The organism is Streptomyces sp. NPDC042346 (assembly GCF_055581845.1).
This window is the reverse complement of record NZ_JBVJEH010000005.1, coordinates 455416-479653: the sequence shown is the minus strand read 5'-3', so window position 1 is coordinate 479653 and position 24238 is coordinate 455416. Positions and strand designations below refer to the sequence as shown.

Annotated in this window: 21 protein-coding genes and 1 pseudogene; 8 read left to right on the top strand and 14 right to left on the bottom strand. The window is 71.8% G+C overall.

From position 1 onward, the window contains the following. Window positions 1-60: 60 nt before the first annotated feature. The 3 genes from ACZ6K0_RS23640 to ACZ6K0_RS23630 all read right to left on the bottom strand — a co-directional run bounded on the left by ACZ6K0_RS23640 (window position 61) and on the right by ACZ6K0_RS23630 (window position 3751). The gene (locus ACZ6K0_RS23640) at window positions 61-2373 is read right to left on the bottom strand and encodes a serine/threonine-protein kinase (protein WP_469230184.1); all 2313 of its coding nucleotides are present in this window, start codon (window positions 2371-2373) and stop codon (window positions 61-63) included. Window positions 2374-2465: 92 nt separating this feature from the next. Continuing rightward, window positions 2466-3323 (bottom strand): oxygenase MpaB family protein, encoded by an 858-nt coding sequence (locus ACZ6K0_RS23635; protein ID WP_469230182.1) that lies wholly within the window; start codon window positions 3321-3323, stop codon window positions 2466-2468. 89 nt (window positions 3324-3412) lie between these two features. Then, entirely contained in the window at window positions 3413-3751 is a 339-nt protein-coding gene (locus ACZ6K0_RS23630) for a hypothetical protein (protein ID WP_469230181.1), read from the bottom strand. A gap of 102 nt (window positions 3752-3853) precedes the next feature. On the opposite strand from ACZ6K0_RS23630, the gene ACZ6K0_RS23625 reads away from it, so the two are divergent. Then, on the top strand, window positions 3854-5011 hold the full coding sequence (locus ACZ6K0_RS23625; protein WP_469230179.1) for a helix-turn-helix transcriptional regulator: 1158 nt from the start codon (window positions 3854-3856) through the stop codon (window positions 5009-5011). A gap of 73 nt (window positions 5012-5084) precedes the next feature. Here the strand turns inward: ACZ6K0_RS23625 and ACZ6K0_RS23620 are convergent, their stop codons facing one another. Genes ACZ6K0_RS23620 through ACZ6K0_RS23610 form a run of 3 tightly spaced genes read right to left on the bottom strand, consistent with a single transcriptional unit; the run spans window position 5085 to window position 9105 of the window. Beyond that, window positions 5085-6377 (bottom strand): vWA domain-containing protein, encoded by a 1293-nt coding sequence (locus tag ACZ6K0_RS23620; RefSeq protein ID WP_469230177.1) that lies wholly within the window; start codon window positions 6375-6377, stop codon window positions 5085-5087. Further along, window positions 6374-7630, bottom strand: a complete 1257-nt coding sequence (locus tag ACZ6K0_RS23615) for an AAA family ATPase (RefSeq protein ID WP_469230175.1) — start codon at window positions 7628-7630, stop codon at window positions 6374-6376. The genes ACZ6K0_RS23620 and ACZ6K0_RS23615 overlap by 4 nt, the downstream gene beginning before the upstream one ends. A gap of 59 nt (window positions 7631-7689) precedes the next feature. After that, a complete protein-coding gene (locus ACZ6K0_RS23610) occupies window positions 7690-9105 on the bottom strand; it encodes a hypothetical protein (protein WP_469230173.1) in 1416 nt (471 codons plus the stop codon). A gap of 436 nt (window positions 9106-9541) precedes the next feature. Between ACZ6K0_RS23610 and ACZ6K0_RS23605 the strand changes: the two genes are divergently transcribed. Next, window positions 9542-10099, top strand: a complete 558-nt coding sequence (locus ACZ6K0_RS23605; RefSeq protein WP_469230171.1) for an EF-hand domain-containing protein — start codon at window positions 9542-9544, stop codon at window positions 10097-10099. 140 nt (window positions 10100-10239) lie between these two features. After that, entirely contained in the window at window positions 10240-10950 is a 711-nt protein-coding gene (locus ACZ6K0_RS23600) for a TenA family transcriptional regulator (protein ID WP_469230169.1), read from the top strand. A 122-nt stretch (window positions 10951-11072) separates the two neighbouring features. Here ACZ6K0_RS23600 and ACZ6K0_RS23595 read toward each other — a convergent pair. From ACZ6K0_RS23595 to ACZ6K0_RS23585, 3 genes and pseudogenes are all read right to left on the bottom strand, one after another. Beyond that, window positions 11073-11339 (bottom strand): annotated as a pseudogene (locus ACZ6K0_RS23595) (transposase); the annotation flags it as partial. Window positions 11340-11449: 110 nt separating this feature from the next. Next, the gene (locus ACZ6K0_RS23590; RefSeq protein WP_469230167.1) at window positions 11450-12217 is read right to left on the bottom strand and encodes a hypothetical protein; all 768 of its coding nucleotides are present in this window, start codon (window positions 12215-12217) and stop codon (window positions 11450-11452) included. 61 nt (window positions 12218-12278) lie between these two features. Next, the gene (locus tag ACZ6K0_RS23585; protein WP_469230165.1) at window positions 12279-13517 is read right to left on the bottom strand and encodes an IS110 family RNA-guided transposase; all 1239 of its coding nucleotides are present in this window, start codon (window positions 13515-13517) and stop codon (window positions 12279-12281) included. A 497-nt stretch (window positions 13518-14014) separates the two neighbouring features. On the opposite strand from ACZ6K0_RS23585, the gene ACZ6K0_RS23580 reads away from it, so the two are divergent. Beyond that, on the top strand, window positions 14015-14425 hold the full coding sequence (locus ACZ6K0_RS23580; protein ID WP_469230163.1) for a hypothetical protein: 411 nt from the start codon (window positions 14015-14017) through the stop codon (window positions 14423-14425). 39 nt (window positions 14426-14464) lie between these two features. Here ACZ6K0_RS23580 and ACZ6K0_RS23575 read toward each other — a convergent pair whose 3' ends face one another. After that, window positions 14465-17014, bottom strand: coding sequence for an ATP-dependent Clp protease ATP-binding subunit (locus tag ACZ6K0_RS23575; protein WP_376404301.1), 2550 nt, complete (start codon window positions 17012-17014; stop codon window positions 14465-14467). Window positions 17015-17181: 167 nt separating this feature from the next. Between ACZ6K0_RS23575 and ACZ6K0_RS23570 the strand changes: the two genes are divergently transcribed. Beyond that, entirely contained in the window at window positions 17182-17949 is a 768-nt protein-coding gene (locus ACZ6K0_RS23570; protein WP_469230161.1) for an SDR family NAD(P)-dependent oxidoreductase, read from the top strand. A 165-nt stretch (window positions 17950-18114) separates the two neighbouring features. On the opposite strand, the gene ACZ6K0_RS23565 is transcribed toward ACZ6K0_RS23570, so the two are convergent. The 4 genes from ACZ6K0_RS23565 to ACZ6K0_RS23550 all read right to left on the bottom strand — a co-directional run bounded on the left by ACZ6K0_RS23565 (window position 18115) and on the right by ACZ6K0_RS23550 (window position 21673). Beyond that, window positions 18115-18345: a hypothetical protein gene (locus ACZ6K0_RS23565; RefSeq protein WP_469230160.1), complete on the bottom strand. Its 231-nt coding sequence runs from the start codon at window positions 18343-18345 to the stop codon at window positions 18115-18117. A gap of 187 nt (window positions 18346-18532) precedes the next feature. Further along, on the bottom strand, window positions 18533-19750 hold the full coding sequence (locus ACZ6K0_RS23560) for an MFS transporter (protein WP_469230158.1): 1218 nt from the start codon (window positions 19748-19750) through the stop codon (window positions 18533-18535). Between the two features lie 7 nt (window positions 19751-19757). Beyond that, window positions 19758-20225: an ArsI/CadI family heavy metal resistance metalloenzyme gene (locus ACZ6K0_RS23555; protein ID WP_376404309.1), complete on the bottom strand. Its 468-nt coding sequence runs from the start codon at window positions 20223-20225 to the stop codon at window positions 19758-19760. Window positions 20226-20299: 74 nt separating this feature from the next. Further along, window positions 20300-21673 (bottom strand): NAD(P)-binding domain-containing protein, encoded by a 1374-nt coding sequence (locus tag ACZ6K0_RS23550; protein WP_469230157.1) that lies wholly within the window; start codon window positions 21671-21673, stop codon window positions 20300-20302. A gap of 167 nt (window positions 21674-21840) precedes the next feature. Here ACZ6K0_RS23550 and ACZ6K0_RS23545 point away from each other — a divergent pair, with 167 nt between their 5' ends. From ACZ6K0_RS23545 to ACZ6K0_RS23535, 3 genes are all read left to right on the top strand, one after another. Beyond that, entirely contained in the window at window positions 21841-22203 is a 363-nt protein-coding gene (locus ACZ6K0_RS23545) for an ArsR/SmtB family transcription factor (RefSeq protein ID WP_376404313.1), read from the top strand. A 175-nt stretch (window positions 22204-22378) separates the two neighbouring features. Then, window positions 22379-23473: a hypothetical protein gene (locus ACZ6K0_RS23540; RefSeq protein WP_469230154.1), complete on the top strand. Its 1095-nt coding sequence runs from the start codon at window positions 22379-22381 to the stop codon at window positions 23471-23473. A gap of 197 nt (window positions 23474-23670) precedes the next feature. Beyond that, window positions 23671-24183: a GNAT family N-acetyltransferase gene (locus ACZ6K0_RS23535; RefSeq protein WP_469230153.1), complete on the top strand. Its 513-nt coding sequence runs from the start codon at window positions 23671-23673 to the stop codon at window positions 24181-24183. Window positions 24184-24238: the final 55 nt, after the last annotated feature.

Genomic DNA, 24238 nt, shown 5'->3' with positions numbered 1-24238 from the left:
CGTCGCCGTCTCACGGCCGCAGCCGGCCGCCGGGGCTCACGGCGGCACCCGGCTGCCGGGTCACGGCGCGTCCGAGGCGGACAGGCCGGCCGCGCCCCGGTGGAGGGCGGCGGCCTCCGCGGGGCGGCCGAGGCGCTCCAGGCACTGGGCCTCGTCGTCGAGACCGGCGAGGGTGTCGGGGTGGTCCGGGCCAAGGACCCGGGCGCGGACGGCGGCGATGGCCCGGTGAGCTGACAGGGCCTCCTCCCAGCGGCCGAGCCGGCCGAGGGCGACGGCGGTCTCGCGGTGGCTCAGGAGGGTGTCGTGGTGGTCGGGGCCGAGGACGCGCTTCCGGGCGGAGCGGACGCTCTCTGACTCGTCGAGCGCCTCCGCCCAGCGCCCGAGCCGGCCGAGGTTGACCGCGAGCGCGTGGCGGGCGCGCAGGGTCTCGGGTCCGTCGGAGCCCTGCACGCGCGTGCGGGCGGCGATGACGTCACGGCAGACGTCGAGCGCGTCGGCGGCCTGCCCGATGCGGCCGAGGCAGACCCCGGTCTCGTAGCGGGCGGTCAGGGTGTCCGGGTGGTCGTCGCCGAGGGCCGCGGCGCGCGCGTCGGCCACCGCGCGGTACTGGGCGAGCGCCTCCTGCCCGCGTCCGAGACGCCCCAGGGTGTACGCGACTTCGTGGCGGGTCACCAGCGTGTCGGGGTGGTCCTCGCCGAGCAGCCGGGCCCGGGCCTCGACGACCTCGTGCGCCGCACGGTACGACTCCTCCAGGCGGCCCAGCCGGCCGAGCGTGAAGGCGAGGTTGTGGCGGCAGCGCAGGGTGTCGGGGTGGTCGGGACCCACGGTGCGCTCGCGGGCGGCGAGCACGGCGACGTACAGCTCGTACGCCTCGGTGTGCCGTCCGAGGCGGCCCAGCGCGTACGCCCGCTCCTGGCGCGCCGCCAGGGTGTCGGGGTGGTCGGCGCCGAGGGCCCGGGCGCGGCCCTCGGCGACCCGGTCGAAGACGTCCAGGGCGTCGGCGGGGCGGTTGAGCCGGGCGAGCGCGAAACCGACCTCGTAACGGCTGGTCAGGGTGTCGGGGTGGTCCTCGCCGAGGACGCGGGCGCGGTGCTCGGCGACGGACCGGTGCACCGACTCGGCCTCGTCCCAGCGGTCGAGCCGGCCGAGGCCGATCCCGGCGCGGTACCGGCCGGCGAGGACGGCGAGCAGCTCGGCGGTGGGCCCGGGGGCGGGCGCGGGGGCGGTCGTCTCGTCGGCGAGCGAGCTCGCGTCCGACGCGCGCGTGGCGGTGGTCCACTCGGTGGTGAGCACGGCCGCGGCCGGGTCGTGGGCGACCGGACGCGGCGCCGTGGCGGTGCCGGCCGGAGCGTCCGCGGCCCCGGGCCGGTGTCCGCCGCGCATCTCCCGGGCCCACGCCGGCGCGGGCGCGCCGGTGCCGCCGGGTCGTGGAGCTACCGGCACCGGGTACGGCGCGGTCTCCGCGAGCTCCGTGCCGTGGCCGGTGCCCGGGCCCGTCGCCGGAACCGGGACGGCCGCCGGGGCGAAGCGGCCGGAGACGATCCGGCGCCGCAGGTCGCCCGCATCGGCCGGCCGCTCCTCGGGGACCTTGGCGAGCAGGTCGAGGACGATCCGGTCGAAGTAGGGGGGCAGCTCCGCGCGGTGGGAGCGCGGCGGGCTCGGCACCGTGTCCCGGTGGCCGATGAGGATCGCCCAGGAGTCGCCCAGGTCGAAGGGCGGGGCGCCGGTGGCCAGTTCGTACAGCACGCACCCCAGCGAGTAGAGGTCGCTGCGGTGGTCGACCTCGCCGCCGCCGATCTGCTCCGGGGACATGTAGTGGGGCGTCCCCATGGCGATGCCGGTCCCGGTGAGCTTGGACGTGAAGCCCATGTCCGTCCCGAGTCGCGCTATCCCGAAGTCGCAGATCTTCACCGTCCCGTCCGCGAGCCGCATGATGTTGGCGGGCTTCAGGTCGCGGTGGACGATCCCCTGGCGGTGCGTGTACGCGAGGGCGTCGGCGACCTGGTCGGCGATCTCGACGAGGTCCTGGACGGGCAGCGGGTGCTGGGCGTTGGCCGCGAGGAGCTGGCTGAGGTTGCGTCCCTCCAGGAGCTCCATGACGAGGTAGAGCACGCCGTCGTACTCGCCGAAGTCGTGCACCACGGTGATGCCCCGGTGCTGGAGGGCGGCGGCGACGCGGGCCTCGCGCCGGAAGCGCTCGCGGACCACCGACAGGAAGTGCGGGTCGTGCTGCGGACCGAGCGGTTTGAGGCACTTCACGGCGACGCCGCGCCCGAGTGCCTCGTCGGTGGCACGCCAGACCTCGCCCATGCCTCCGCGGCCGATGACCTCGTGCAGCCGGTACCGGCCCTGGATCAGCCCGCTGTCCCCCATCGTGTGGTGTCGCCCCCGTCGCTTCCGTGCACCCTCCCCGACATGTCCAGTATGGCCGCAGCCTCTGACAGTGGGTACGGGTAGGTCGCGTGTCAGGGACCGGAAGGGGTGCCGGCACCCGGCCGGCCCCGGGTCCCGAGGCGGGCGTCGGGATCGGGGCGGGTGTCCTGACCGAGGCGTTCCACGGCCCGGAGGATGTGCCGGGGCGGCAGCCGCCAGCGCAGGCGGTCGGGGATGCACCGGAGGAGGTTGGCGGTCGCGACGAGCCGTCGGTCGACGGTCCCGGCCGCCGGGGCGGGCCTGCCGTAGAGGGCGTGGGCGTAGGGGGGCAGAGTGTCGTACGCGAGCGCTGTCACGCGCCGCCAGATCACTTCGCGCGCCGGTATCAGGACGGGTTTCACCGGCGGACGGCGCAAGAAGTCCTCCACGGTCCGCGCGTCGGGTCCGGCGGCCAGCCGGGGCAGCACGGTCGTGAAGTAACGGTCGAGAGCGGCGACGGAGCCCGGCACGGTCTCCGGGTCGAGGCCGACGAGGCGGGCGGAGACGCGGTGCTCGTCGAGGTAGCGGTCGGCCTCGGCGTCGGTGAGCGGGATGCCCGAGCGGCGCGCCACCGAGAGGTACGAGTCGACCTCGGCGCAGTGGACCCAGAGCAGGAGTTCGGGGTCGTCGACGCCGAGCAGCCGGTGGATCCTGCGGACGCGGGCGCCGGCCGCCTCCGCCGCGTCGGTGGTCCCGTAACTCAGGGTCCCGACGAAGTTCGCGGTCCGCATGAGCCGGCCCCAGGGGTCCTCGCGGAAACTGCTGTTGATCATGACGCCACGGACGGCGACGGGGTGCAGTGCCTGAAGCCAGAGGGCCCGGACCCCGGCGATCCACATCACGGGGTCGCCGTGCAGCTGCCAGGTGACGGAGCGGGGCCCGAAGAGCCCGGGGTCGGCGTCCTGCCTCATGGCGCTCAGGCTACGCCGGAAGCCGCTCCGGGGAGCCGGTCCGGGGGAATCGGTCCGGGGGAATCGGCCCTGCGGCCCCGCTCCGTAGGTCAGGTCCCCTCCCTCTCTGCTTCCCCCTCCCCTGCCTCCGTCTCCTCCTCATCCTCCTCCTCTTCCGTGGCGAGGACCCGGGTGACGGGCGTGCCGGCCAGCGCCGGGGCCCGTGCGGGGCTCGCCCACGCGCGCGTGCGGAGGAACTCCAGGAAGCCCTCGGCGCGCTCGGCTGTCGCGAAGGACAGGTCGACGACGACGTAGGCGGGGTCGTCGACGGGCCGGCGCACCTGGTGCCGGAGGACGCCGGCGTCTCTGCGGGCGTCGGCGAAGCGGTCGAACGCCGCCTTCCACACGGTGTAGTCGGTGATCGGGTGTTCGATGTGCAGGGTGATCACGGCTCCTCCTCCCTGGGTCCGGGGGAACGCTTCCAGCGTGGACGGCGGCATCGCGTCGCGTACATCCCAGATCTCTGGGGTATCGGCCCGTACGCTCCGCGCATGGCCCTTCCCGCCGCCCACGCCCGCTCCCGCGAGCGCGTCCTGCGGATCTGCGCGACGGGTTCGACCGGTTCGGCCAGCGGGTCCGGCGCGCCCAGCAGGTCCGGCGGATCCGGCAGGTTCGACGCGACCGACGCGACCGGCGCTTCCGGCGCTTCCGGCGGTGACGCCCACGCGCTGCGGGTCCGACTGCTCCGGGAGTTCCGGGCGCTGCTCGGGGCCGAGGCCTTCGCGTTCCTGCTGACCGACCCGGTGACCTCGGTGGGGTGCGCGCCGGTGGCACGGGTCCCCGTCCTGCCGGAACTGCCCCGGCTGATCCGGCTCAAGTACCTGACGCGCGCGAACCGCTGGACGTCCCTCGCGGGCGCCGCCGCGCTGAGCGGTCTGCCGGAGGGCGAGCGGGGGCCGCTGTGGGAGGAGCTGTTGCGGCCCGCGGGGGTGCGGGACGTGGCCTCGGCGGTGTTCAGGGACCGCTTCGGCTGCTGGGGCTTCCTCGATCTGTGGCGGTACGGGGCGGAGTTCGGCCCGGCGGACCTGGCGTACCTGGACGCGGTCGCCGGGCCGGTCACGGAGGCCCTCCGGCGCGCCCAGGCCGAGGCGTTCCCGGCCCGCCCGCCGGGGGCGGACCGGCCGGGCCCGCTGGTCCTGCTGCTCTCCCCGGACCTGCGGGTGCGCGGCCAGACGCCCGGGGCCCCCGCCTATCTGGCGGGCCTGATCCCCCCGGAGGAGGGCCGGGCGCCGATCCCGGCGGCCGCGTACAACGTGGCCGCGCAGCTGCTCGCCCGCGAGGCGGGCGTCGACCCGAACCCTGCACGCGCGCGCGTGCACCTGGCCGACGGCCTCTGGCTGACACTGCGCGCGGCGCGCATCGACGACGGTCCGGGGGCGGAAGGGCCGACACCGCTCGATCGGGAGATCGCCGTGACCATCGAGGAGACCACCCCGGCCGACCGCCTGGACGTGTTCTGCCGGGCCCACGGCCTGACGGGCCGCGAGACGGAGCTGCTCGGCCACCTCGCGGACGGCGCCGACACCGGCGCGGCTGCGCTGGCGATGTCGCTGTCCGCGCACACCGTCCAGGACCATCTCAAGTCGGTCTTCGCGAAGACGGGCACCCGCCACCGCCGCGGACTCCTGGCACGGGCGCTGGGCACCTGAGCCTGGGCCTCCGACGGGTGGAAACGATGCGGTGCGGCGAGGCGGCGGGAGCGGCCGGAGCGGCGACGTGGGGCTAGCCGATGTCCACCACGCGTGCCCAGTCGGGCGGCGCGTCCGGTACGTAGTCGGGGTCGTCCTCGTCCCAGCGGGGTGTGTACGGGCGGGAGAACCGTCCCACCACCGTCCGGCACGGCGGCCGTCTCTCCGGCCAGGGTGTCTGGCCGTCGGTCAGGACGACGACGATGTCCGGCCGGGGCCGCGCGGCGAGCGCCGCGGCGAAGCCGGTCCGCAGATCCGTACCCCCGCCGCCGATCAGCGGGATGCCTTCGGCGCGGCACAGCGGGTGCGCGATCCGGGCCGCCGCGTCGCACGGGACCACGGTGACCAGGTCACGACGGCCTCCGACGGCCCGGGAGATCGCGGCGACTTCGAGGAGCGCACCGCCCAGCTCGGTGTCGCTCACCGAGGCGGACGTGTCGATGACGACGGAGACCCGGGGCGGTCTGCGCCGCAGGCTGGGCAGAACGGCTCCGGGCACCGCCGCCGCGCGCCGCGAGGGCCGCCCGTACGTGTGGTCCTCGCCCGCTCCCGAGCCGGTGGCCGCCGAGCGCACCGCCGCTCCGAGCAGCTCCCGCCACGGCTGGGGCGTGTGGAAGGCCTCCGCCGCCCACCGGCGCCAGCCCCGGGGGGCGTTCCCCGGCCGGCCTGTGATGCCCTGGGCCACCCGGAACCGGACGGCGTCCTGCTCCTGTTCGCTGAGGCCGTGCGCGCCGTCCGGCCCCAGGTCCCAGGGCCGCTCCAGGCCGTCGGCGCCACTGCCGCAGTCCAGCCAGGCCGCCCTCTCCAGGTGCGGGCCGAGCCGGAACTGACGGAGGTAGTCCTCCATGAGCTCCCCTTCCGGGAGCCCCAGGGACTCCGGGTCGACGGCGCCTTCGGGTCGGGCCAGGCCGTCGCCGAACACGTCGTCGTTGATCTCGCAGTCCGCGGCGATGTTGATCCGCAGCCGGTCGCCCGGGCCGCTCAGACCGCGCTGTCGCGCGACCCGGTCACCGCGGCCGTGGTGGTCGCGGAGCAGGTGCGACACCTCGTGCACCCACACCCCGGCCAGCTCCTCCACCGGCATCCGGTCGACGAAGGCCGGGGAGACGTAGCAACGCCAGTACCGGTCGACGGCCATCGTCGGCACCCGCCGCGACTCCACGACGTGGAGGGCGAAGAGGGCGGTCGCCAGGTAGGGCCGGGCCCGTACGGCGTGCAGCCGGGCGGCGAAGAGCTTGTCGCGGTCGAGTGCAGCCGCCGCCGGGGAGACGGACGATGCCGCCGGGGAGGCGGAGGCCGCGCTCGGTGTACGCCGCCGCCCGGTCATCGGGCCGCCTCCTCCGCGACCGCGACCCGGGCCGCCGCGCGGTCCGCACGCCGGGACAGGGAGACCGCCCCGGCGAGCCGGTCGATCGACGCGGGCACGTCCCATTCCTCCTTGCGCAGTGCGGCGAGGGCCGTCGCGGGGACGACGAGCAGGTCGGGCGCCCCGGTCTCCATCGCCCGGGCCAGGAGGGCCCAGGCCGCGTCCCAGCGGGACTTCTCCGGGCGCGCGCGGACCGCCGCCACGACGCCGTCCAGCGCTGCCTGACGCAGGTCGCCCCGCTCGGGTAGGTCGGCGTTGTCGGGGTCGGCGAGCAGCGTCTCGGGGTCCGGCAGGTCCATCCGGTCCAGGGCGGCCAGGAGTTCAAGGCCCGGCCCGTCGCCCACGGCGCCCCTGACGAGCAGGGCCAGTACGTCGCGCGCGGAGCCCGCGGCGGTGGCGAAGGCGACCAGGTGGAGGGTCATCTCCCAGCTTCGAGGGGACGGCCAGGCGCCGCCCCGGCGCGTCTCCCCGCTCGGCAGCCGGTGGACGAGGGCGGGGCGGGCGGCGAGGAACTCGCAGACCGCGCGGCGGGCGAAGTCCACGGCCTCCGGCAGCTTCGCCCGGTCGAGCCGTGGCAGGGTGGCCCGCGGCCAGGTCCCGCCGAGGCCGCGGACGACCACCTCGTGGTCGTGCGTCCACTGGAGGTGCACGAACCGGTTGGCCAGCGGCGGGCTGAGCTCCCAGCCGTCGGCCGCCGACGCGCGCGGGTTGGCGGCGGCCACGATCCGTACCCCGGACGGCAACCGCAGGGCTCCCACCCGCCGTTCGAGCACGAGGCGCAGGAGGGCGGCCTGTACGGCGGGGGTCGCCGTGGACAGCTCGTCGAGGAACAGCAGCCCCCGCCCGGCGCGCACGAGACGCACGGCCCAGTCGGGCGGTGCCATGGGGATGCCCTGCTCGGCGGGATCGTCGCCGACGACGGGGAGTCCCGAGAAGTCCGAGGGCTCGTGGACGCTGGCGATCACCGTCGTCAGCGGAAGGTCGAGGGAAGCGGCCAGCTGGGTCAGGGCCGCGGTCTTGCCGATGCCCGGTTCGCCCCACAGGAGTACGGGCAGGTCGGCGGCGACGGCCAGGGTCAGGGCCTCCAGCTGGGGGTCGGGGCGCGGCTCGGTGCGCGCGTCGCGCAGCAGGGCCGACAGGTCGGCGGCGACGTCGAGTTGGTCGTGCTCGGCGGGGTGCGCGGGGGTGGCGGCGTACAGGGTGTGCGTCGGCATGGGTGATCACCTGAGGGTTCGGGAGGGCGGAGGCGGAGGGTGGGGCCAAGGCGGCCCGGTCAGCGAGGAGTCACGTTGCGGGGGTGCGAACGCCGGTCGCGGGGGCGGCGGTTGCCCGGGAGGAGGCGGTCGGGGGCGGGGCCGATGAGGCCCGCCCTGTACAGGCCGTACGTGATCCGCCGCTGCGCGGCGGCCTCCAGTTCGTCGCGCAGGGCGCCGGCGCGCAGCAGGGCGTCGGGGCCGACGAGGCCTTCGACGACGGCCAGCGCACCGGCGGTGTCCCCGTGGTCCAGGCGTTCGCGGACCCCGGTGAGGCAGTCCGGTCGGCGGTGGGCCTCGTCGATGGCCTGGAGGCACGGCAGCGGTGTACCGGTCAGTGCGGCGAGGAGTTCCTCTCGTCGGACCTCGCCCTGTTCGTGGTCCAGGGGGACCAGGACGCCGTCGACCAGGCCGATCCGGTGCCGGGCGCCCCGGCACTCCACGACGCGCGGCTGTCCCGCCGGGTCCGGTGACCGGACCGGGCCGGTCGGCCGATGGTCCGGTACGAGTGCCGCGGCGACGAGCGGGTGCAGTCGGTCGGCCTCGATCAGTCCGGCGCGGAGCAGTTCGAGGTCGGGCAGGGTCCAGGTGGCCGCGTCGGGCAGCACCGGCAGTGTGGCGGCGGGGTTCTCCGGAGGCGCCGGAGCGACCGCCGCCCCGCCGTCGGGGAGTGGTTCCAGGAGCACCCGCCGCCGGGAGCCGAGCCGCACCACGACGGGGCCCCCGCCGGACCGGCCCTCCGCGAGGTTCAGGAGCTCGGCCTCGGCCGCCCACCGGTCGACGGCGCAGCTGAGCCCGGGCGGCAGGGGTCCGGTCGATCGCTCCGCCGGAGGCTCCACCGGACCGGGGGCGGGCGCGGTGGCGCGGCCGTCCCCCGACCGGGACCGGAGTTCGCCGGCCCTGCGGGCGTCCCAGAGATGGCGGTGCAGGTCGAACCGGAACCGTCGGCTGGGGTGGGGATGCGGATGCCGCGACGCGGCACCGCTCCCGGGGCCGGGCCCGGTCGTGTGACCGTCCCACCAGGCGAGGCTGATCCGCTGACCGGCGTCCGCCCAGGCGGGCGGCGTCCGCACCACGAGGTGCGGCGCCGGCTCCGCGCCGGCCGGGCCGTCCTGCCCGTACCGGGCGAGTGCGACGGTCAGGCCCGGGCGCAGCAGTCCGTCGGGAGCGATCCGCGGCAGGTGCCAGCGCAGCAGATCGGGCGCCAGATGGCGCAGGTCGCCCCGGACCTGGCGGGCGAGTTCCGGGCCGTGGGCGCGCGCCAGGGATCGGAGGTCGAGGTCGACGTCGATCCCGGCGGCGGCACAGGCTCCCGCCCAGTCGCCGCTGAGGCGGCGCGCGGTAGCGGTTTCGATCATGGTGGGCGGCACGGCGAACTCGCGCACGCGCAGCCAGAGGGAGAGGCGGGAGGCCCCGTTCGCTGTCGAGGTGAGCATCAGCACTCACCTTGCGCGGACGGGTCCCCCAATCTGTGAACAGAGTGAGTCGTCGTCATCGCGACGATCGTAGGACGGGCCCACGACGACCCGCCACCGATTTTCCCACCGGGCCGGACAGGCCCTGGCCTCGCCGTTTCGGTTGGGCTGAGGCAGCTCCATTGGTTATCAGCTGTCGGGCACACCTCTTTCCTCGGTGACCACCAGACTGAAATATTCCGCACAGCGATGCCGAACCTGCTTGAGGACATCCACCGCCGGTGAACCGGGCTGAAACTGCCAGGTCGAACTGTTCACACGAATGAGTGGTGAAGCTTTGGTACCGGCGCCCGGCAAGGGAAACGCTGCCACCCTGAGCTCACGAGTAATTGCTCGTGGACCGGGTCGCGGTGGGTATCCGATTCACCCACCGAACAATAAAATTCGAGGTCTTCGCGTGCCGGAAGAATCCATTATCCACAGCAAGGCCCAGCATTACTACAACGTGTTCCATCACGAGCGCGACGGGTGGGTCGGCGAAACCGACGTGTACGCCTGGGTGGGCCGCACAACGCAGGAATTCAACCTCACGCCAGGAACCGCCCCCGCCAGCGCGCTGCAGAAATCCCTTCTGGAGTACTGGAAGAGATTGTTCGTCCCTATGGACGCAGACGGGGACGGCGTCGTATCACGCGACGAATTCCTGGCCGGGTTTGTCAGCCTGGGGGACAAGCCGGATGATTACGCGCGGATTGTCACGCCGTCCGCCAAGGTCTTCGTGGCCACCGCCGACGTCGACGGAGACGGCGAACTCGACAAGTCCGAGTTCAAGCGCCTGTTTCAGTCCTCTTTCGCGCTGAGCGACGAAGACATCGACGTGTCGTTCGCCGACATCGACACCGACAACTCCGGCTCCATCTCGACTGACGAGCTGAGAGACGCCATTCGCGTGTTCCACAGCAGTACTGACCCGAACGACCGAGGTCACCGCCTCCTGGGACCCCTGCGTTCCTGAGCCGACAGAACCGGACAACGTCCACTCGTCCAGAGCCCCTCGCCGTCGGGTGCTGATTCCACTCGGCACCGGCGATCAGAGGGGCTCCGCCGGTCCCGCATCGAGCCGCGCTCAGGAACAACACGCCAGGAGAAACGACCGTGACCACCCATCTGCGGACAACCAAGGCCCCGCTGGTGACAGCGCGCGCCAAGCACATCGTGACCGAGACCGGTGTCCTGAACAATCCGTACTTCCGAACGCTGGTGGACGGAAGCATGTCGTTGGAGAGCTTCCGCGCAAGCCAGGAGCAACTAGGTTTCGCCGTCACCTACTTCGCCCGCCCGATGGCTGCGCTGGTGTCCCGGATCGAGCACCCCGCGGATCGCATCGGCATCCTGGGCAATGTCGTGGAAGAACATGGCGGATTCCGCCCTCAGGAATTCCATCACGAGACATTCCGCGGATTTCTGGCCAGCATCGGCAGCGACACGGTACGGCTGAACGGCCTGACGATGATGCCGGCCGTCCACGCGTACAACAGCGTTCTCAGTGCGGTGTGTACGTGGGAGGACCCGCAGGTAGGAATCGGCTGCATGGGCGCGATCGAGTACGCATTCGCCTCGGTATCGGCCATCACGGGCAACGCGGCTGTGAACCGCGGTTGGGTCGCTCAAGCCGACCTGATGCACTACGGCCTCCACTCCGAAATCGACGAACAACACGCAGAGGACTTCTTCCTGCTGCTGGAGCCCCACTACCGAAACCCAGCCGCACGACGCCGAATCGACCAGGGCCTCGGCCTGGGCGCGTACGCGCTGAACCGCCTCTACAGTGATCTGTCCGAACTGGGTCTTTCACAGCAAAACTGATCAAGGCCGGGCGAGCAGGAAGGCTGCGAGCGCGGTGAAACAGCGAGGCTAAGGGCTGTCCCGTAAATGAATTGTGAGTCGCCTCAGGCGGGGCCGGTCGCTGTCTCGCCTATCCGGCGAGGGCGAGGTTGTACATGCGGGCTAGGCCGAGCATGGCGTGGTGGACTGTAGCCGCCGTCGGCGATGGTGAGTGTCTTGCCGACTGCGGCTTTGGCGCCGGATTCTTCCCATGCCTTGCAGTCGTTTCGGTTTCCGGTAAGCGGCCGGCCCACCACGACGATCAGGAGGGTGTCGGCGTCGACGACGACCTGGTGGTTGGTGGAGTACCGATAGTTCTTCGACTGGGCGGCCACGGCGTGGTCCCGAGTCGGGACCAGGGTGCCGTCCACGGCTCAGCCCGGTGAACGGGGCTATCCAGACACCTCACGGCGCCAAGCCGTCAAGTCGGGACAGCAGGCACGAGCTCGCTGTTCGATTTCGAGGGTCCTGCCGGTGGTCCTCAGAGAGCGTCTTTTGCATGACCTCGGGCGAAGTCCCATGGGGCGGGTGCATTGGCCGCCGCGTACTCGTCTGCGATGCCGAAGACGCTCCCACATCCTGGGCATTCGGCTTTGCCGAACAGGTGCGTCAGGCCCCAGGCGAGCCGTTGTTGGCCATCCCGTACGGCCGTCTCGTACAGCGTCATCCCGGTGCCGGTCAGTTCGTGCGGTACGGCCGGCCGGAGGGGGACCTGGTGGACATCTCCCCGATTCCAGTCGCGGATCGAGGAGTAGCAGCCGTAGTCGCCGACCGCGATCGTCACCGGTGCGTCGCAGTGCGGACAAGCGACAGTGACGAAGGAATCGGTGAAGTCGTCCAGGGCCTCGAACCACAAGATCTGGCCGTCGAACGCAAGCATGGCCCGCAGTCGGCTCAGGTAGATCTTCCCGTTCAGGCCAGACCGCAGCCGGGCGGCGGCCATGGCGCGAAGCTCGGCCAAGGTCGCAGCACAACGAGCGACTTCTTCGTCGGCGCCGTGAGGTTGAAGGAGGCCACCCGCTATGGCTCCGGCCAGATCGAGCGCCCAATCCCCGGCGCCCTCGGTCTTCGCGATGTCCGCCAGCTGCGGCAGTGCAGCGATGCTCGCCGGGGTGATCGTCCCCTGGTGGCACAAGCGCCCCCAAAGCCCGTTGATGGCCTCTTGGTCAAGACCGATGGCTCGGTCCAGCAGCCCGGGTATCGCGTGTGCCGGGCCGTAGGCGTCGTGGAGTGTGGACCAGTCGATCATCCGGTGATTCAAGCACGCTGCGGAGCGACCTCCGGGGGCTGTGAGTCGTGAGCGGGATCACCTATGCCGCCGCCAGTGCTGGGGCCTGCGGCACCGGGAACGCGGCGCGTTCATCGAACAGGCGGCGGTTCTTGAGGCAGTGGTGGAGCTGGCCCAGCATCCGGTTGAACAGATTGCGCTGGCCAGCGGCGTGCCAGTCTCCGTGGTCGTCACGTCGCCGCCGGTAGTGGGCTTTGGCACCGGGCGAGGCAGTGATTGCTGAGAACGCCCAGAGGTAGCCGGCGTGGTTGAGTCGGTTGTTCTTCACCCATCGTCTGGTGATGCTGGACTTCTTGCCGGAGGCCCGGGTGACAGGTGAGGCGCCGGCGTAGGCTTTCAGGCCGCGGGCGTCCGCGAAGCGGGTGCGGTCGTCTCCGATTTCGGCCAGCAGCCGGGCGGCAAGCTGGATACCGAGGCCGGGGAAGCTGAGGATGATTTCGGAGTCTGGGTGCTGTGGGAACGCCTCGTCGACGGCTTGGGCGAGGTCGGCGGCGGCGGTGCAGGCGGCTGTGAGCTGTCCGAGGAGGGCGAGCGTCTGCTTGCCGAGCGCGTCCTCGACAAGCTCGGGCTGACGGGCCCAGTCGGTGCGGAATGCTTCGCGCAGCCGCTCGACGTCCGCCGCGATGCCGCGCTTGCGGCCCGCCCGCTTGAGAGCCGCCGTGATCTGGGTGCGAGTCAGGCTCGCGGCCTTGGCCGGTGTCGGCGCGAGCTTCATCAGCTCGCGGGCCTCCGGTCGGCACAAGCCGTTGTCCCACTTGGCGAAGGCCTCCAGAGCGGCGGGGTAGTACTCACGCAGCAGCGAGCGAAGCTGGTTGGCGACCTGTTGCCGGTTCCAGACCGCGTCCTGCTGAGCGCGGGCCAGTACGGCGATGGCGCGGGCCAGGTCGCTGTCGTTCGGCAGCGGCCGGTGGGCAGGCATATCCGTGCGCAGGATGTTCGCCAGGACCAGGGCGTCGCCGGGGTCGGACTTCTTGCGGGAGACCGCGTGCCGGTCGCGGTAGCGGGCGGCAGCCATCGGGTTGATCGCGAACACCTTCCGCTTGCCTGCCCGCAGCACCGCGACCAGCAGACCGCGGGAGGTCTCTATCGCAACCGGAATCGGGGTTTCCTCCGTGTCGCCGTACTCGGCAAGCAGGTCCATCAGGCTCCTGTAGCCGGCCGCGTCGTCGGTGATGTGTCGCTTCGCAAGTAGGTGGCCGGTGTCGTCGACCAAGGCAACGTCGTGTGTCCTCTCCGCCCAGTCGATGCCGCAGTAGATCAACTCTTTCCTCCCCAGAGATGCAGTGTTTGCGCTGGTTGCGAGCGCATGCGGGCCACGCAGCGACCTAATTCCAGGACTCAACCATCCGGTCGGTCCGCCACCTCACTAGCCGTTCGTGGCACCAGCGCACCCCACGGGCCCCGGTCTCGTCGGGAGCTCTGACGGCTCTGGACTATCAGGAGGTCACCGTGCGGCGGGCTCGCACCACCAACACCAACGAGTGATCAAGCGGCCAGTGCTGACGGTGACGGCCTCGAAGACACCGAACGCCGCCGCTCTGGATAAAGGGATCGAGTGCCCAGACGGCTCCAGGCGTACGGTCGGTGCCCGCGAAGCTGCCACCACCTGCACTGTGGAAGGCCGGGATGAGAGATGGACATCGGCCCCCGGCGCTCGAACGGACTGGTGGCGACCCCCGGCTCCCGCGGCCCGTTACCAAGGAATTAGGTCAGGTCTGGGTGTCCCTCATATCGGTGGGCGGCGTTGTCCTCGGCGGCATGCTGTCCTACCTCGTCCAGCACAGGACCCAGTTGTCAGCGGAACGTGCTGAACAGCAGCGGCAGCAGAGCGCGTTGTCAGAGGCTCGGCGCGCGGAACGGCTGGCGCTGCTGGAGCGGTTCATCGAGGTGGCGGCCGAGGCCGAACGCTCCGCGTTCAGTCGGCCTGCCGAGTGGGACGATACCCACGCCTGGTTCGTCACGACCCAGGGCGTCATGAACAGGCTGTGGGTCGCAGAGCGGCTCATCCGCATCCAGTTCGCGCTGCCCGTACATGACGCGGCCCGTGCGTACTTCCTCGACCTCAACCGGACGGTGTGGGAAGGCTTGCCCGACGGCGAGAGCCTGCGGGACTACTTGGAGGACAACCGGCTGGCGTTCCTCGACGCAGCCCGAGCGGTCATGGGATAGCCCACCTGCCGGGCTCCGAGGGTCATTACGTGACAGCCCTTAGGCGGCCTCCTCCTGCGGCTCGCTCTTGCGGATCAGGCAGTGGAGCGAGTCGTCCACGATGTCGGCGACGATCGTGTCGCCGGGTCCGGCCTCGCCGCCGAGCAGCAGGGACGCGATGCGGTTGTCGAGTTCCCGCTGGATCGTGCGGCGCAGCGGGCGGGCGCCGAACGCCGGCTGGTAGCCGTGCGCGACGAGGAGTTTCTTCGCCGCTTCGGTGACCTCAAGGGTCATGCCCTGGGCGTGGACGCGGTGCTTGCTGCGGTCCAGGAGGTGTTCGAGGATCTCCGAGAGGTCGCCCTCGGTGAGGCTGTGGAAGACGATGATGTCGTCGATGCGGTTGAGGAACTCGGGCAGGAACTTCCCGCGCAGGTCCTGCATCAGCTCGTCCTTGAGGTCGGCCGCGTCGCCCTCGTGGGCGAGGATGCGCTGGGCGCCGATGTTGGACGTCATGATGACGACGCAGTGGCGGAAGTCGACCGTGCGGCCCTGTCCGTCGGTGAGCCGGCCGTCGTCGAGGATCTGGAGCAGGGTGTTGAAGACGTCGGGGTGCCCCTTCTCGACCTCGTCGAACAGCACCACGCTGTACGGCTGGCGGCGGACCTTCTCGGTGAGCTGGCCGGCCTCCTCGTAACCGACGTATCCGGGAGGTGCGCCGACGAGCCGGGCCACGGTGTGCTTCTCCTGGAACTCGCTCATGTCGAAGCGGATCATGCGGCTTTCGTCGCCGAACAGCAGCTCGGCGAGCGTCTTGGCGAGTTCCGTCTTGCCGACGCCGGTGGGACCGAGGAACAGGAACGAGCCGACGGGGCGGTTCGGGTCGCCCATGCCGGCCCGGTTGCGTCGTACGGCCTCGGAGACCGCGGTGACCGCCTCGTCCTGGCCGACGATCCTCGCGTGCATCTCCTCCTCCAGCTTGAGGAGTTTCTCCTTCTCGCTGGCGGTGAGCTGGGCGACCGGGATGCCCGTGCGGCGGGAGACGATGTCGGCGATGTCGGCGGCGGTGACGGAGACGACGCCCTCGCGCCGCTCCTCGATGCCCGCGAGCTCGCCCTCCACCTCGGCCATCTGCCGCTTCAGCTCCGAGGCCTTCTCGAACTCCTCGCCGGCGACGGCTTCGTCCTTCTCGCGCCGCAGCTTCGCGAGGCGGTCCTCGCGGCTGACGACCTCGGTGGAGCGGCCGGCGCTGCGGAGCCGTACCCGGGCCCCGGCCTGGTCCATCAGGTCGATGGCCTTGTCGGGCAGGAAGCGGTCGCTGATGTAGCGGTCGGAGAGTTCCGCGGCCGCCGTCAGGGCGCCGTCGGCGAAGCGGACCTGGTGGTGGGCCTCGTACGCGTCCCGGAGCCCTTCGAGGATCTGTACGGTCTCCTCGACCGTGGGCTCGGGGATGAGGACGGGCTGGAAGCGGCGTTCGAGCGCGGCGTCCTTCTCGACGTGCTTGCGGTACTCGTCGATGGTCGTCGCGCCGACGACGTGGAGCTCGCCGCGGGCGAGGGCGGGCTTGAGCATGTTGCCCGCGTCCATGGAGCTCTCGCCCGAGGCGCCGGCGCCGACGACCGTGTGGAGTTCGTCGATGAAGAGGATGATCTCGCCGCTCGCCTCCTGGACCTCCTCGATGACCTTCTTCAGCCGCTCCTCGAACTGGCCGCGGTACTGCGCGCCCGCGACCATGCCCGACATGTCGAGGGAGACGACCCGCTTGTCCTTGAGGGTGTCGGGCACCTCGCCCGCGACGATGCGCTGAGCGAGTCCCTCGACGATGGCGGTCTTGCCGACGCCGGGCTCGCCGATGAGCACGGGGTTGTTCTTGGAGCGGCGGGAGAGGATCTCGACGGTCTGCTCGATCTCCTCGGCCCGGCCGACGACGGGGTCGAGCCTGCCCGCCTTCGCCTCCTCCGTCAGGTCCCGGCCGAACTCGTCGAGGGTCGTGGCCGGCTGCTGGGCCTTCGTGCCCGCCGCGCCCTGCCTGCCGGCACCGGCGCCGGCACCGGATCCGGGAGCGCCGTCGGCGCGGACCGCCCGGTCCGTGAGGCCGCGTACCTTCCGTACGTCGACGTCCTCCGCGCGCAGGAACCGGCCGGCGCCCGAGTCGGCGTCGTTGAGGAGCGCGCCGAGGATGTGCTCGGGGCCGATGTACGAGACCCCGGACGCCTGTGACGTCGCGTGGGCGAGGGCGAGGGTGCGCTTGGCGGCGGGGGTGAGGCCGGGCTCGGCGGACGGTTCCGCGGACTCCTGGGGAAGGACCTCGTCGATGTCCGCCGCGAGCGCCTCGGTGTCCACCCCGGCCTGGGCGAGGAGCCGCCGCGAGGGGTCCACCTGAGTGGTCGCCCACAGCAGGTGCTCCGTGTCGAGGTCGGATGTGCCGTCCTCGGCGGCCTTGCGCGCGGCCAGGTTGAGGAGCTCGCGCGACGACTCCGTCAGCAGCCGCCCGATCGGTACGCGCTGCACGGCCGGGGGCGACGATGCGGGCGACATCCCGAAGAACCGGCTCAGCAGGTCGCTGAACGGGTCCTCGGAGGAACCGAAGGGTGAACCGAACGCCATCGACATGCCGAGCTCCAGACGCGCAAGGGGGATGGTCCTCGTCTCACACCCAAACCCGATGTCGGGTCGCCCGCAATCGGAGCCGGAAACAGGAGGGCGGCGATCGGGGAGCCGACCCGATCACGGAGACTGGGCACGGAAGACCGTCGCCGTCCGTCACGAAGGGCACCTCCATGAACGTAGCCGCATCCGGTCGTCGCGTGTTCGTCAGCGGAGCGTCACGGGGACTCGGCCGCGCGGTGGCCCGGGCGTTCGCGGCCAACGGCGACCGCGTGGCCGTTCACTTCGGTACGCGCGAGGAGGAGGCCCGTACGACCCTCGCCTCCCTGGCCGGCAGCGGCCACACCCTGGTCGGCGGGGACCTCGCGGACCCGTCGGGGGCGGCGGCCGTGGTGGACGCGGCGGCGGAGGCACTCGGCGGGATCGACGTACTGGTGAACAACGCGGCGGTGAACATCCGCCACCCCCTGGCGGAGACCCCGTACGAGGAGTGGGTGGCGGTGTGGCAGCGGCACGTGGCCGTGAACCTGCTCGCCACGGCCAACCTGAGCCATCTCGCGGCGCGGCGGATGATCGACCAGGGGCGGGGCGGCCGCATCGTGAACATCGGCTCCCGGGGCGCGTTCCGGGGTGAGCCGGACCATCCGGCGTACGGGGCGACGAAGGCCGCCGTACACGCCCTGGGCCAGTCCCTCGCGGTCTCGCTCGCGCCGCACGGAATCGCCGTCGCCTCGGTCGCCCCCGGCTTCTTCGCGACGGAGCGGGTGGCGCCACGCGTGGAAGGCCCGGAGGGCGAGGCGATCCGGGCCCAGAGCCCCTTCGGCCGGGTGGGCTCGGCGGAGGAGATCGCGGCGGCGGTCCTGTGGCTCGCCTCCCCCGCCGCCGAATGGTCCTCGGGCACGATCCTCGACCTGAACGGCGCTTCGCATCTGCGGAGTTGACACGGGAACGGGACACGCGGCAGGCCGCGGGCGACGGCACCGCACCCCCGCGACGTCAAGCGATCGACTGCCCCGCCGCGCCTGACCACGCAGAAAGACGACGGGACGTCGGTCGCGGGAAGCCGGAAGCGCTGGTCGATCCGGTCGTAGAAGCGGCTGTGCGGGTCAGGGCGCGCCCGAAGGGAACGGCCACGGGTCCTGCGACGGCGGAGGGCTCCAGGTGGGAGTGGGGGTCGGCGCGAAGGGGCCCGCCCGGTTCTCCATGAGGACGAGCATGACGATGACGAAGGCGCTGGTGGCGATGATCAGCACGAGACCGAGCGGGTTGTTGGCGTTGTAGACGTAGCGATTGGTGCCCCACTTGCTCTTCTTGAAGACGGGCTCGTCGTTGTTCATCGCGGTGTCCCTTGTTAGCCGACCAGGCTTCCCGGCGCTCCGCCTCGGACCCTACGCATTCCGTACGTGACGCTGACAGGTCCCTGACGTGCAGCCAGGCCCCCTGCACATTGCCGGTGCCCGGCAGTCCTGGCGCAGCCCCACCCGCCGTCCGATCCACAGGGCGCCGTTCCGAGCCCCGTACCCCCTAGCTCTTGCCGCGTACAGATGTAGCCGTGGCCACGAAAGCAGACACCGCCGCGAGGCCGGCAAGCACTCCGAACAACTCCGGGTGGCCTCCCAGAATCGAGGCAAGGGTGGCTGCGGTAAAGGGCGCGAGAGCTGAGGCCGTCATGGCTGGGGCGCTGAGGATCGCGGAGAGTCTGCCGTAGTGCCGTGTGCCCCAGCGGTCGGTGATCGCGGTCGCCTGGAGGAGGGTGAGGTTGCCGCGGACCATGCCGGCCGCGATCGACACCGCGATCACGAGGCCGTACGGGCCCGGCGTGACGGCGAGCGCCGCGGTCGTCAGGGCGCCGAGTGCGATGAGCGTCGTGGTGCGGACTGTCGTGCCGGTGTGGCGGGCGAGCGGGGCGTAGAGCGTGCGGCCGAGGGTCTGGCCTGCGCCGCCGAGGCCGAGAGCCCAGGCCGCTTGGGATGTGGTGTAGCCGCGTTCGAGCAGGAGCGGGACGAGAGTGACGACGACGGCGTACATCGCGAAGGCCGAGAGCGTGAACGCGGCTGCGAGCAGGAGGAACGGTCGGCTTCGGGCCACGGCGCCGGGGCTCGCGTCCGTACCGGCCGGGGAGGGTGGTGCCGGGGGCCAGGGGGCGTTGAGGGTGATCGCGTGGGCCGGGATCGTGACGGCGGCGAGGATCGCCGCCAGCACCAGATAGGTCTCGCGCCACGACAGTTGGGCGGCCAGGGCGGCGGTGAGCGGGGCGAAGACGGTGGAGGCGAGGCCGCCGGCAAGGGTGACGATCGTGAGGGCCCGGACGTGATCAGGGGCCCACCAGCGGGTGAGTGCGGCGAACGCGGGCTGGTAGAAGGTGGTGGCCATGGCGAACCCGCCCAGCAGCCACCCGGCGAAGAACACCGGCAGATTCGGTGCCAGGGCCACGATCACCAGACTCAGGACCCCGGCCACGGAGCCTGCCGTCATGACCGTGCGTGGGCCGCGGCGGTCGATGATCCGGCCGACCCGGATTCCGGCGAGGCCGGAGACGACCAGAGCGGACGAGAACGCGGCCGTCGTGGCGCCGGTGGACCATCCGCTGTCGGCGGTGATCTGCGGGTTCAGGACCGGGAAGGCGTAGTAGACGATGCCCCAGCTGGTGATCTGAGTGGCGCAGAGCGCGGGCAGGACGGCGCGGGGCCGCGACCGGTCCCCCGCTCCGGTCGCGGCTCCGCGGGTGTGAAGTTCGGTCATCGAGGGATCAGCAGCATCCGCCGGAGGCGACCGGTTCACGCGCCTCGTTGTCGACCGTGGCCGGTGTGCCGGCGCAGCAGGTGCTGTCCTGCTGCTTGGTCAGGGTGTCGGCGTCTGCCTTGACGACGTACACCTCCCACGGTTCGCGGCCGGGGCCGTGGACCCACACCTTGTCCTGGAGGGCGTGACAACAGGTGGTGTCGTTCTCCTCCGTCGTCGGGAGACCTGCCTCGCCCAGGCGAGCGGTGGCGGCGTGGACCGCCTCGGTGGTGTCGACCTCCACGCCGAGGTGGTCCATGCGGGTGTCCTCGTTCTCGGCGCCTTCGATGAGGACGAGCTTGAGCGGCGGTTCCGCGATGGCGAAGTTGGCGTAGCCCTCACGAAGCTTGGCCGGCTCGGTGCCGAAGAGCTTCGTGTAGAAGGCGACGGATGCCGCCAGGTCGGGAACGCGTAGGGCGAGCTGTACGCGGGACATCGTGTTCCTCCGGCTGCGGGTGGGTGGACGGGCTGGATGGGTTGGATGGGTTGGATGGGTTGGATGGGGCAGTGTCAGCAGCCGCCGGAGGCGGCCGGGGCGCCGACGCCGATCTGGAGCGCCGTCGGGGTCGCGCAGCACCCGTCGCCGTCGGTCGTGGTGTCGGCGGGCTGGTCGAAGAGGCCGGCGCCGCCGCAGACTCCGGTCTCGGGGAGGACGAGCTCGACGCGCTCGGCGGACTCGCGGTCGCCGGCGATGGCGGCGACGACCGAGCGGACCTGCTCGTAGCCGGTGAGCGCGAGGAAGGACGGGGCGCGGCCGTAGGACTTCATGCCCACCAGATACACCCCTGGTTCGGGGTGGGACAGTTCGTTCACTCCGTGCGGGTAGACCGTGCCGCACGAGTGCTGGTTCGGGTCGATGAGCGGCGCCAGTTCGACGGGGGCCTGGAGCCGGTCGTCGAGACCCAGGCGCAGTTCGTCGAGGAAGGTCAGGTCGGGACGGAAGCCGGTCAGGACGATGACCTCGTCGACCGGGTCGAGCCGGCGGCCGTCCTCGGCGACCAGGACCAGGCGCCCGCCGTCGCGGTCGATCGCGTCCGTACGGAAGCCGGTGACAGCGTCCGCGTACCCCTCGTCGACGGCGGCCTTCGCCGCGAGACCGAGGGCGCCACGGGCGGGGAGCTGGTCGGCGCTCCCCCCGCCGAAGGTGGCGCCCGAGATGCCCCGGCGCAGGATCCAGGCGGCTCGTGTACCGCTTCCGTCTTCGGACGTGGCGAGGCCGGCGAGCGAGGCGAGCGCGGTGAAGGCCGAGGCGCCGGAGCCGATGACGGCGGTGCGCTTGCCCGCGTAACGGGCTCGCACGGCAGGATCCTTGAGGTCGGGGACGCGGTACGAGACACGGTCTGCCGCCGCGCGCTCGCCGAGGGCCGGGAGGCCGTCGGCGCCGGCCGGACTCGGGGTGGACCACGTACCGGAGGCGTCGATCACGGCCCGGGCGAGGACGCGCTCCTCGCGCCCGTCGCCGTGCCTGATGTGGACGGCGAAGGGCTGCTGCTCGCGGTCGGCGTCGACGACGCGGTCACGGCCGGTACGGGAGACGCCGGTGACCCGGGCGCCGAGCCTGATCCTGTCGCCGAAGACGTCCGCGAGCGGTTGCAGGTAGTCCGCCGCCCAGTCGCCGCCGGTGGGGTACGTGCCCGCGTCGGGCTTCACCCAGCCGGTCGGGGCCAGGAGCTTCTCGGCGACGGGATCGACGACCTCGCCCCAGGCGGAGAAGAGCCGGACGTGGGACCACTCCCGGACGGCCGCACCGGCGGCCGGGCCGGCTTCCAGGACCAGCGGCTCAAGGCCCCGGTCGACGAGGTGGGCGGCGGCAGCCAGACCTGTGGGTCCGGCCCCGATGACCACGACGGGCAGCTGGTCGATCGCGGTGGCGGTGGCGTTCACGACGGTTCCCCTTTGTTACTTCGACGTTCGTCGATCTCCTGCCCCCTCAGCATCACACCTGCTTCGACGAACGTCAACATAGACAGTCATCGAAACCAATCGAGCCGACCTCCACCCTTACCTGAGGGCGCCTGGGCGCTTGGTTCGACATGTGTCAACATAGATATATGTCGAATGTGAAGGTGCTCCCGGTGCTGGAGCCCGAGATAGCGCCCTGCTGTCCGCCGCTGAACGAGCGGCCGCTGACCGCCGAGGAGGCCGAGCGGACCGCCGTCATGTTCAAAGCGCTGGGCGATCCGGTCCGGCTGCGGCTCTTCTCCTCCGTCGCCTCGCACGAGGGCGGCGAGGCATGCGTCTGCGACATCTCCGACGTGGGCGTCTCCCAGCCCACGGTCTCCCACCACCTGAAGAAGCTGAAGGAAGCCGGGCTGCTCTCCTCGGAACGGCGCGGCACCTGGGTCTATTACCGCGTCGAGCCCACCGTCCTCGCGGCCATGGGTGCCCTCCTCACCAAGGCAGCCTCGACCTGACCCGCTCTCACGGTCGCCGGGGCGTCACGGGCTCGGTCGAACGGCGTCGCCCGTAAGCGAATTACACACTTCGCGGCCGTTGTCCGAGGCGCGTCGTACTCTTCCCCGAGTTCGACTGCCCTGGGAGATTCGCGTGTCTGCTCGTGCTCGGCTCCGTGCCACCGTCCCCGCTCTCATGCCCTCGTCACACGCCGGTCCGCCGGAGATCACGGGGCTGCCCGGGCGCAGGATGCTCGTTCAGCGGAGCGACGACGAGATCGTGGCCCAGCCCCTGGACGACGCCTTCGTCGTACGCGCCGGGGCGGGCGTCCGCTTCCCGGCGCCCTGGCCTCGTAGTCGCGGAACGTGGGAAGTCGCGCCGGACGCGAGCCTGGCCGTCTTCGCCGGGGTCCACGCCGTGCGCGCGGTGGATCCGTCGGGTGCGACGCGTTGGGAGGTCCGCCACGGATGCTGGTACGGCGCATGCCGGGAGATGCACGAGTCGTACGACGCGTACGCGGACCGGCAGGACCATCGGCACCCCGAGAGCGGCTCGGTCGGTTTCTCGGCAGACGGCAGGCTCGTCTGGGCGCACGTGCGCGGCCCGTTGCCCGAGGGCGAGTTGAACCCGGACACGGCCGACGAGTGGCTGGTCGTCGACGCCGAGAACGGTCGCGTCCTCGCGCGGGCCGACGCCGAAGCCGCTGCGGCCGGCAGCTTTCACCTCCCGCACCCGACCGATCCTCGTCACATGGGGCTGAGCATCGGCGAAGGGCAGGACGGCGCACCCCTGCGATGGGGCCGATGGGACGGGAAGGAACTGACCGTGGACTGCCTGGAGGGCGATCTGTGCCTGCTGGGTCTCAGCCCCTCGGGCGACCGGCTCATGACCGTCTCCCACGACCAGGACTCCCTCGCCGTGCGAGACTCTCGCGGCGCCGTCGTCGAGGCCTTGGACTGGAACGCCGAAGCGGCAATTCCCCGACACCCTGACGCTCCCACCGACGCCGCCGAGGACGAGGACGAGGACGAGCTGCACGTCTGCTGGGACTGGGCCGGCGGCTTCCTCGACGAGACGACCCTTGTCGTCTCGACGACCGAGAGCGACGAGGAGTGGGGGCAGGGCCGGCACTGGCTGGTCGACACCACGGGAACGCACGGTTTCGTGCCGATCGACTACCCCTCGCCGGTCTTCTGCGAGCCGACCGCGCTGGGAAGCGGTGTCTGGTCGACGCTGTCCCAGACCCGTGACGTCCTCCACGTCTGGGGTCTCCACGGACTGGAGGACTGATCGGGTGCCCACCAGGGCGGCCGCCATCAGCAACCTCAGCCCGGCCGGCACCTGGTAAATCCGGGCGGTGCGCGTGCGCACCGCCCGGAACCCGGGGAAGGACACCGCGTGTCCGCTCGGCATCCGTCCCCTCCCCCCTCTCCTCCCCCGCCTGCCTCGACGCCGGGCCCACACCTCCGTCTGGGAGACTCCGCCCCATGACCGGATCAGCCATCCGCACCATCACCGTCGTCCCCCTCGCGGCCGACCACGCCGACGAGGTCGTCGCGATCTACCAGGCCGGCATCGACGAGGGCAACGCCACCTTCGAGACCGCCGCCCCGACCTGGGAGCAGTTCGACGCGGCCAAGCTGCCCGAGCACCGATTCGCCGCGCTCGGCGAGGACGGCCGGGTGCTCGGATGGGTGGCGGCCACGAAGGTCTCCGACCGGTGCGCGTACGCCGGTGTCGTCGAGCACTCCGTGTACGTGCACCCCGACGCGCGGGGACGTGGCGTCGCCTCGGTGCTGCTGAAGGCGCTCATCGACTCCACAGAGGCGGCGGGGATCTGGACCATTCAGTCCGGCATCTTCCCTGAGAACTCCGCCAGCATCGCCGTCCACGACCGTGCGGGCTTCCGGGTCATCGGCACGCGTGAGCGCGTCGGCCGTCACCACGGAGTCTGGCGCGACACCGTCCTCGTGGAGCGTCGCAGCCCGCACATCGACTGACGCAGTCGAGCAGGGACGTACGCATGCATGCAGGCAGTCCCGGCACGGCAGAAAA

Coding starts and splice junctions, on each gene's coding strand:
- ACZ6K0_RS23625 (WP_469230179.1), top strand. CDS start 3,854: ATGGCCCTTCCCGCCGCCCACGCCCGCTCCCGCGAGCGCGTCCTGCGG.
- ACZ6K0_RS23635 (WP_469230182.1), bottom strand. CDS start 3,323: ATGAGGCAGGACGCCGACCCCGGGCTCTTCGGGCCCCGCTCCGTCACC.
- ACZ6K0_RS23615 (WP_469230175.1), bottom strand. CDS start 7,630: ATGCCGACGCACACCCTGTACGCCGCCACCCCCGCGCACCCCGCCGAG.
- ACZ6K0_RS23570 (WP_469230161.1), top strand. CDS start 17,182: ATGAACGTAGCCGCATCCGGTCGTCGCGTGTTCGTCAGCGGAGCGTCA.
- ACZ6K0_RS23610 (WP_469230173.1), bottom strand. CDS start 9,105: ATGCTCACCTCGACAGCGAACGGGGCCTCCCGCCTCTCCCTCTGGCTG.
- ACZ6K0_RS23590 (WP_469230167.1), bottom strand. CDS start 12,217: ATGATCGACTGGTCCACACTCCACGACGCCTACGGCCCGGCACACGCG.
- ACZ6K0_RS23560 (WP_469230158.1), bottom strand. CDS start 19,750: ATGACCGAACTTCACACCCGCGGAGCCGCGACCGGAGCGGGGGACCGG.
- ACZ6K0_RS23555 (WP_376404309.1), bottom strand. CDS start 20,225: ATGTCCCGCGTACAGCTCGCCCTACGCGTTCCCGACCTGGCGGCATCC.
- ACZ6K0_RS23540 (WP_469230154.1), top strand. CDS start 22,379: ATGCCCTCGTCACACGCCGGTCCGCCGGAGATCACGGGGCTGCCCGGG.
- ACZ6K0_RS23565 (WP_469230160.1), bottom strand. CDS start 18,345: ATGAACAACGACGAGCCCGTCTTCAAGAAGAGCAAGTGGGGCACCAAT.
- ACZ6K0_RS23580 (WP_469230163.1), top strand. CDS start 14,015: ATGCTGTCCTACCTCGTCCAGCACAGGACCCAGTTGTCAGCGGAACGT.
- ACZ6K0_RS23620 (WP_469230177.1), bottom strand. CDS start 6,377: ATGACCGGGCGGCGGCGTACACCGAGCGCGGCCTCCGCCTCCCCGGCG.
- ACZ6K0_RS23535 (WP_469230153.1), top strand. CDS start 23,671: ATGACCGGATCAGCCATCCGCACCATCACCGTCGTCCCCCTCGCGGCC.
- ACZ6K0_RS23575 (WP_376404301.1), bottom strand. CDS start 17,014: ATGTCGATGGCGTTCGGTTCACCCTTCGGTTCCTCCGAGGACCCGTTC.
- ACZ6K0_RS23545 (WP_376404313.1), top strand. CDS start 21,841: ATGTCGAATGTGAAGGTGCTCCCGGTGCTGGAGCCCGAGATAGCGCCC.
- ACZ6K0_RS23640 (WP_469230184.1), bottom strand. CDS start 2,373: ATGGGGGACAGCGGGCTGATCCAGGGCCGGTACCGGCTGCACGAGGTC.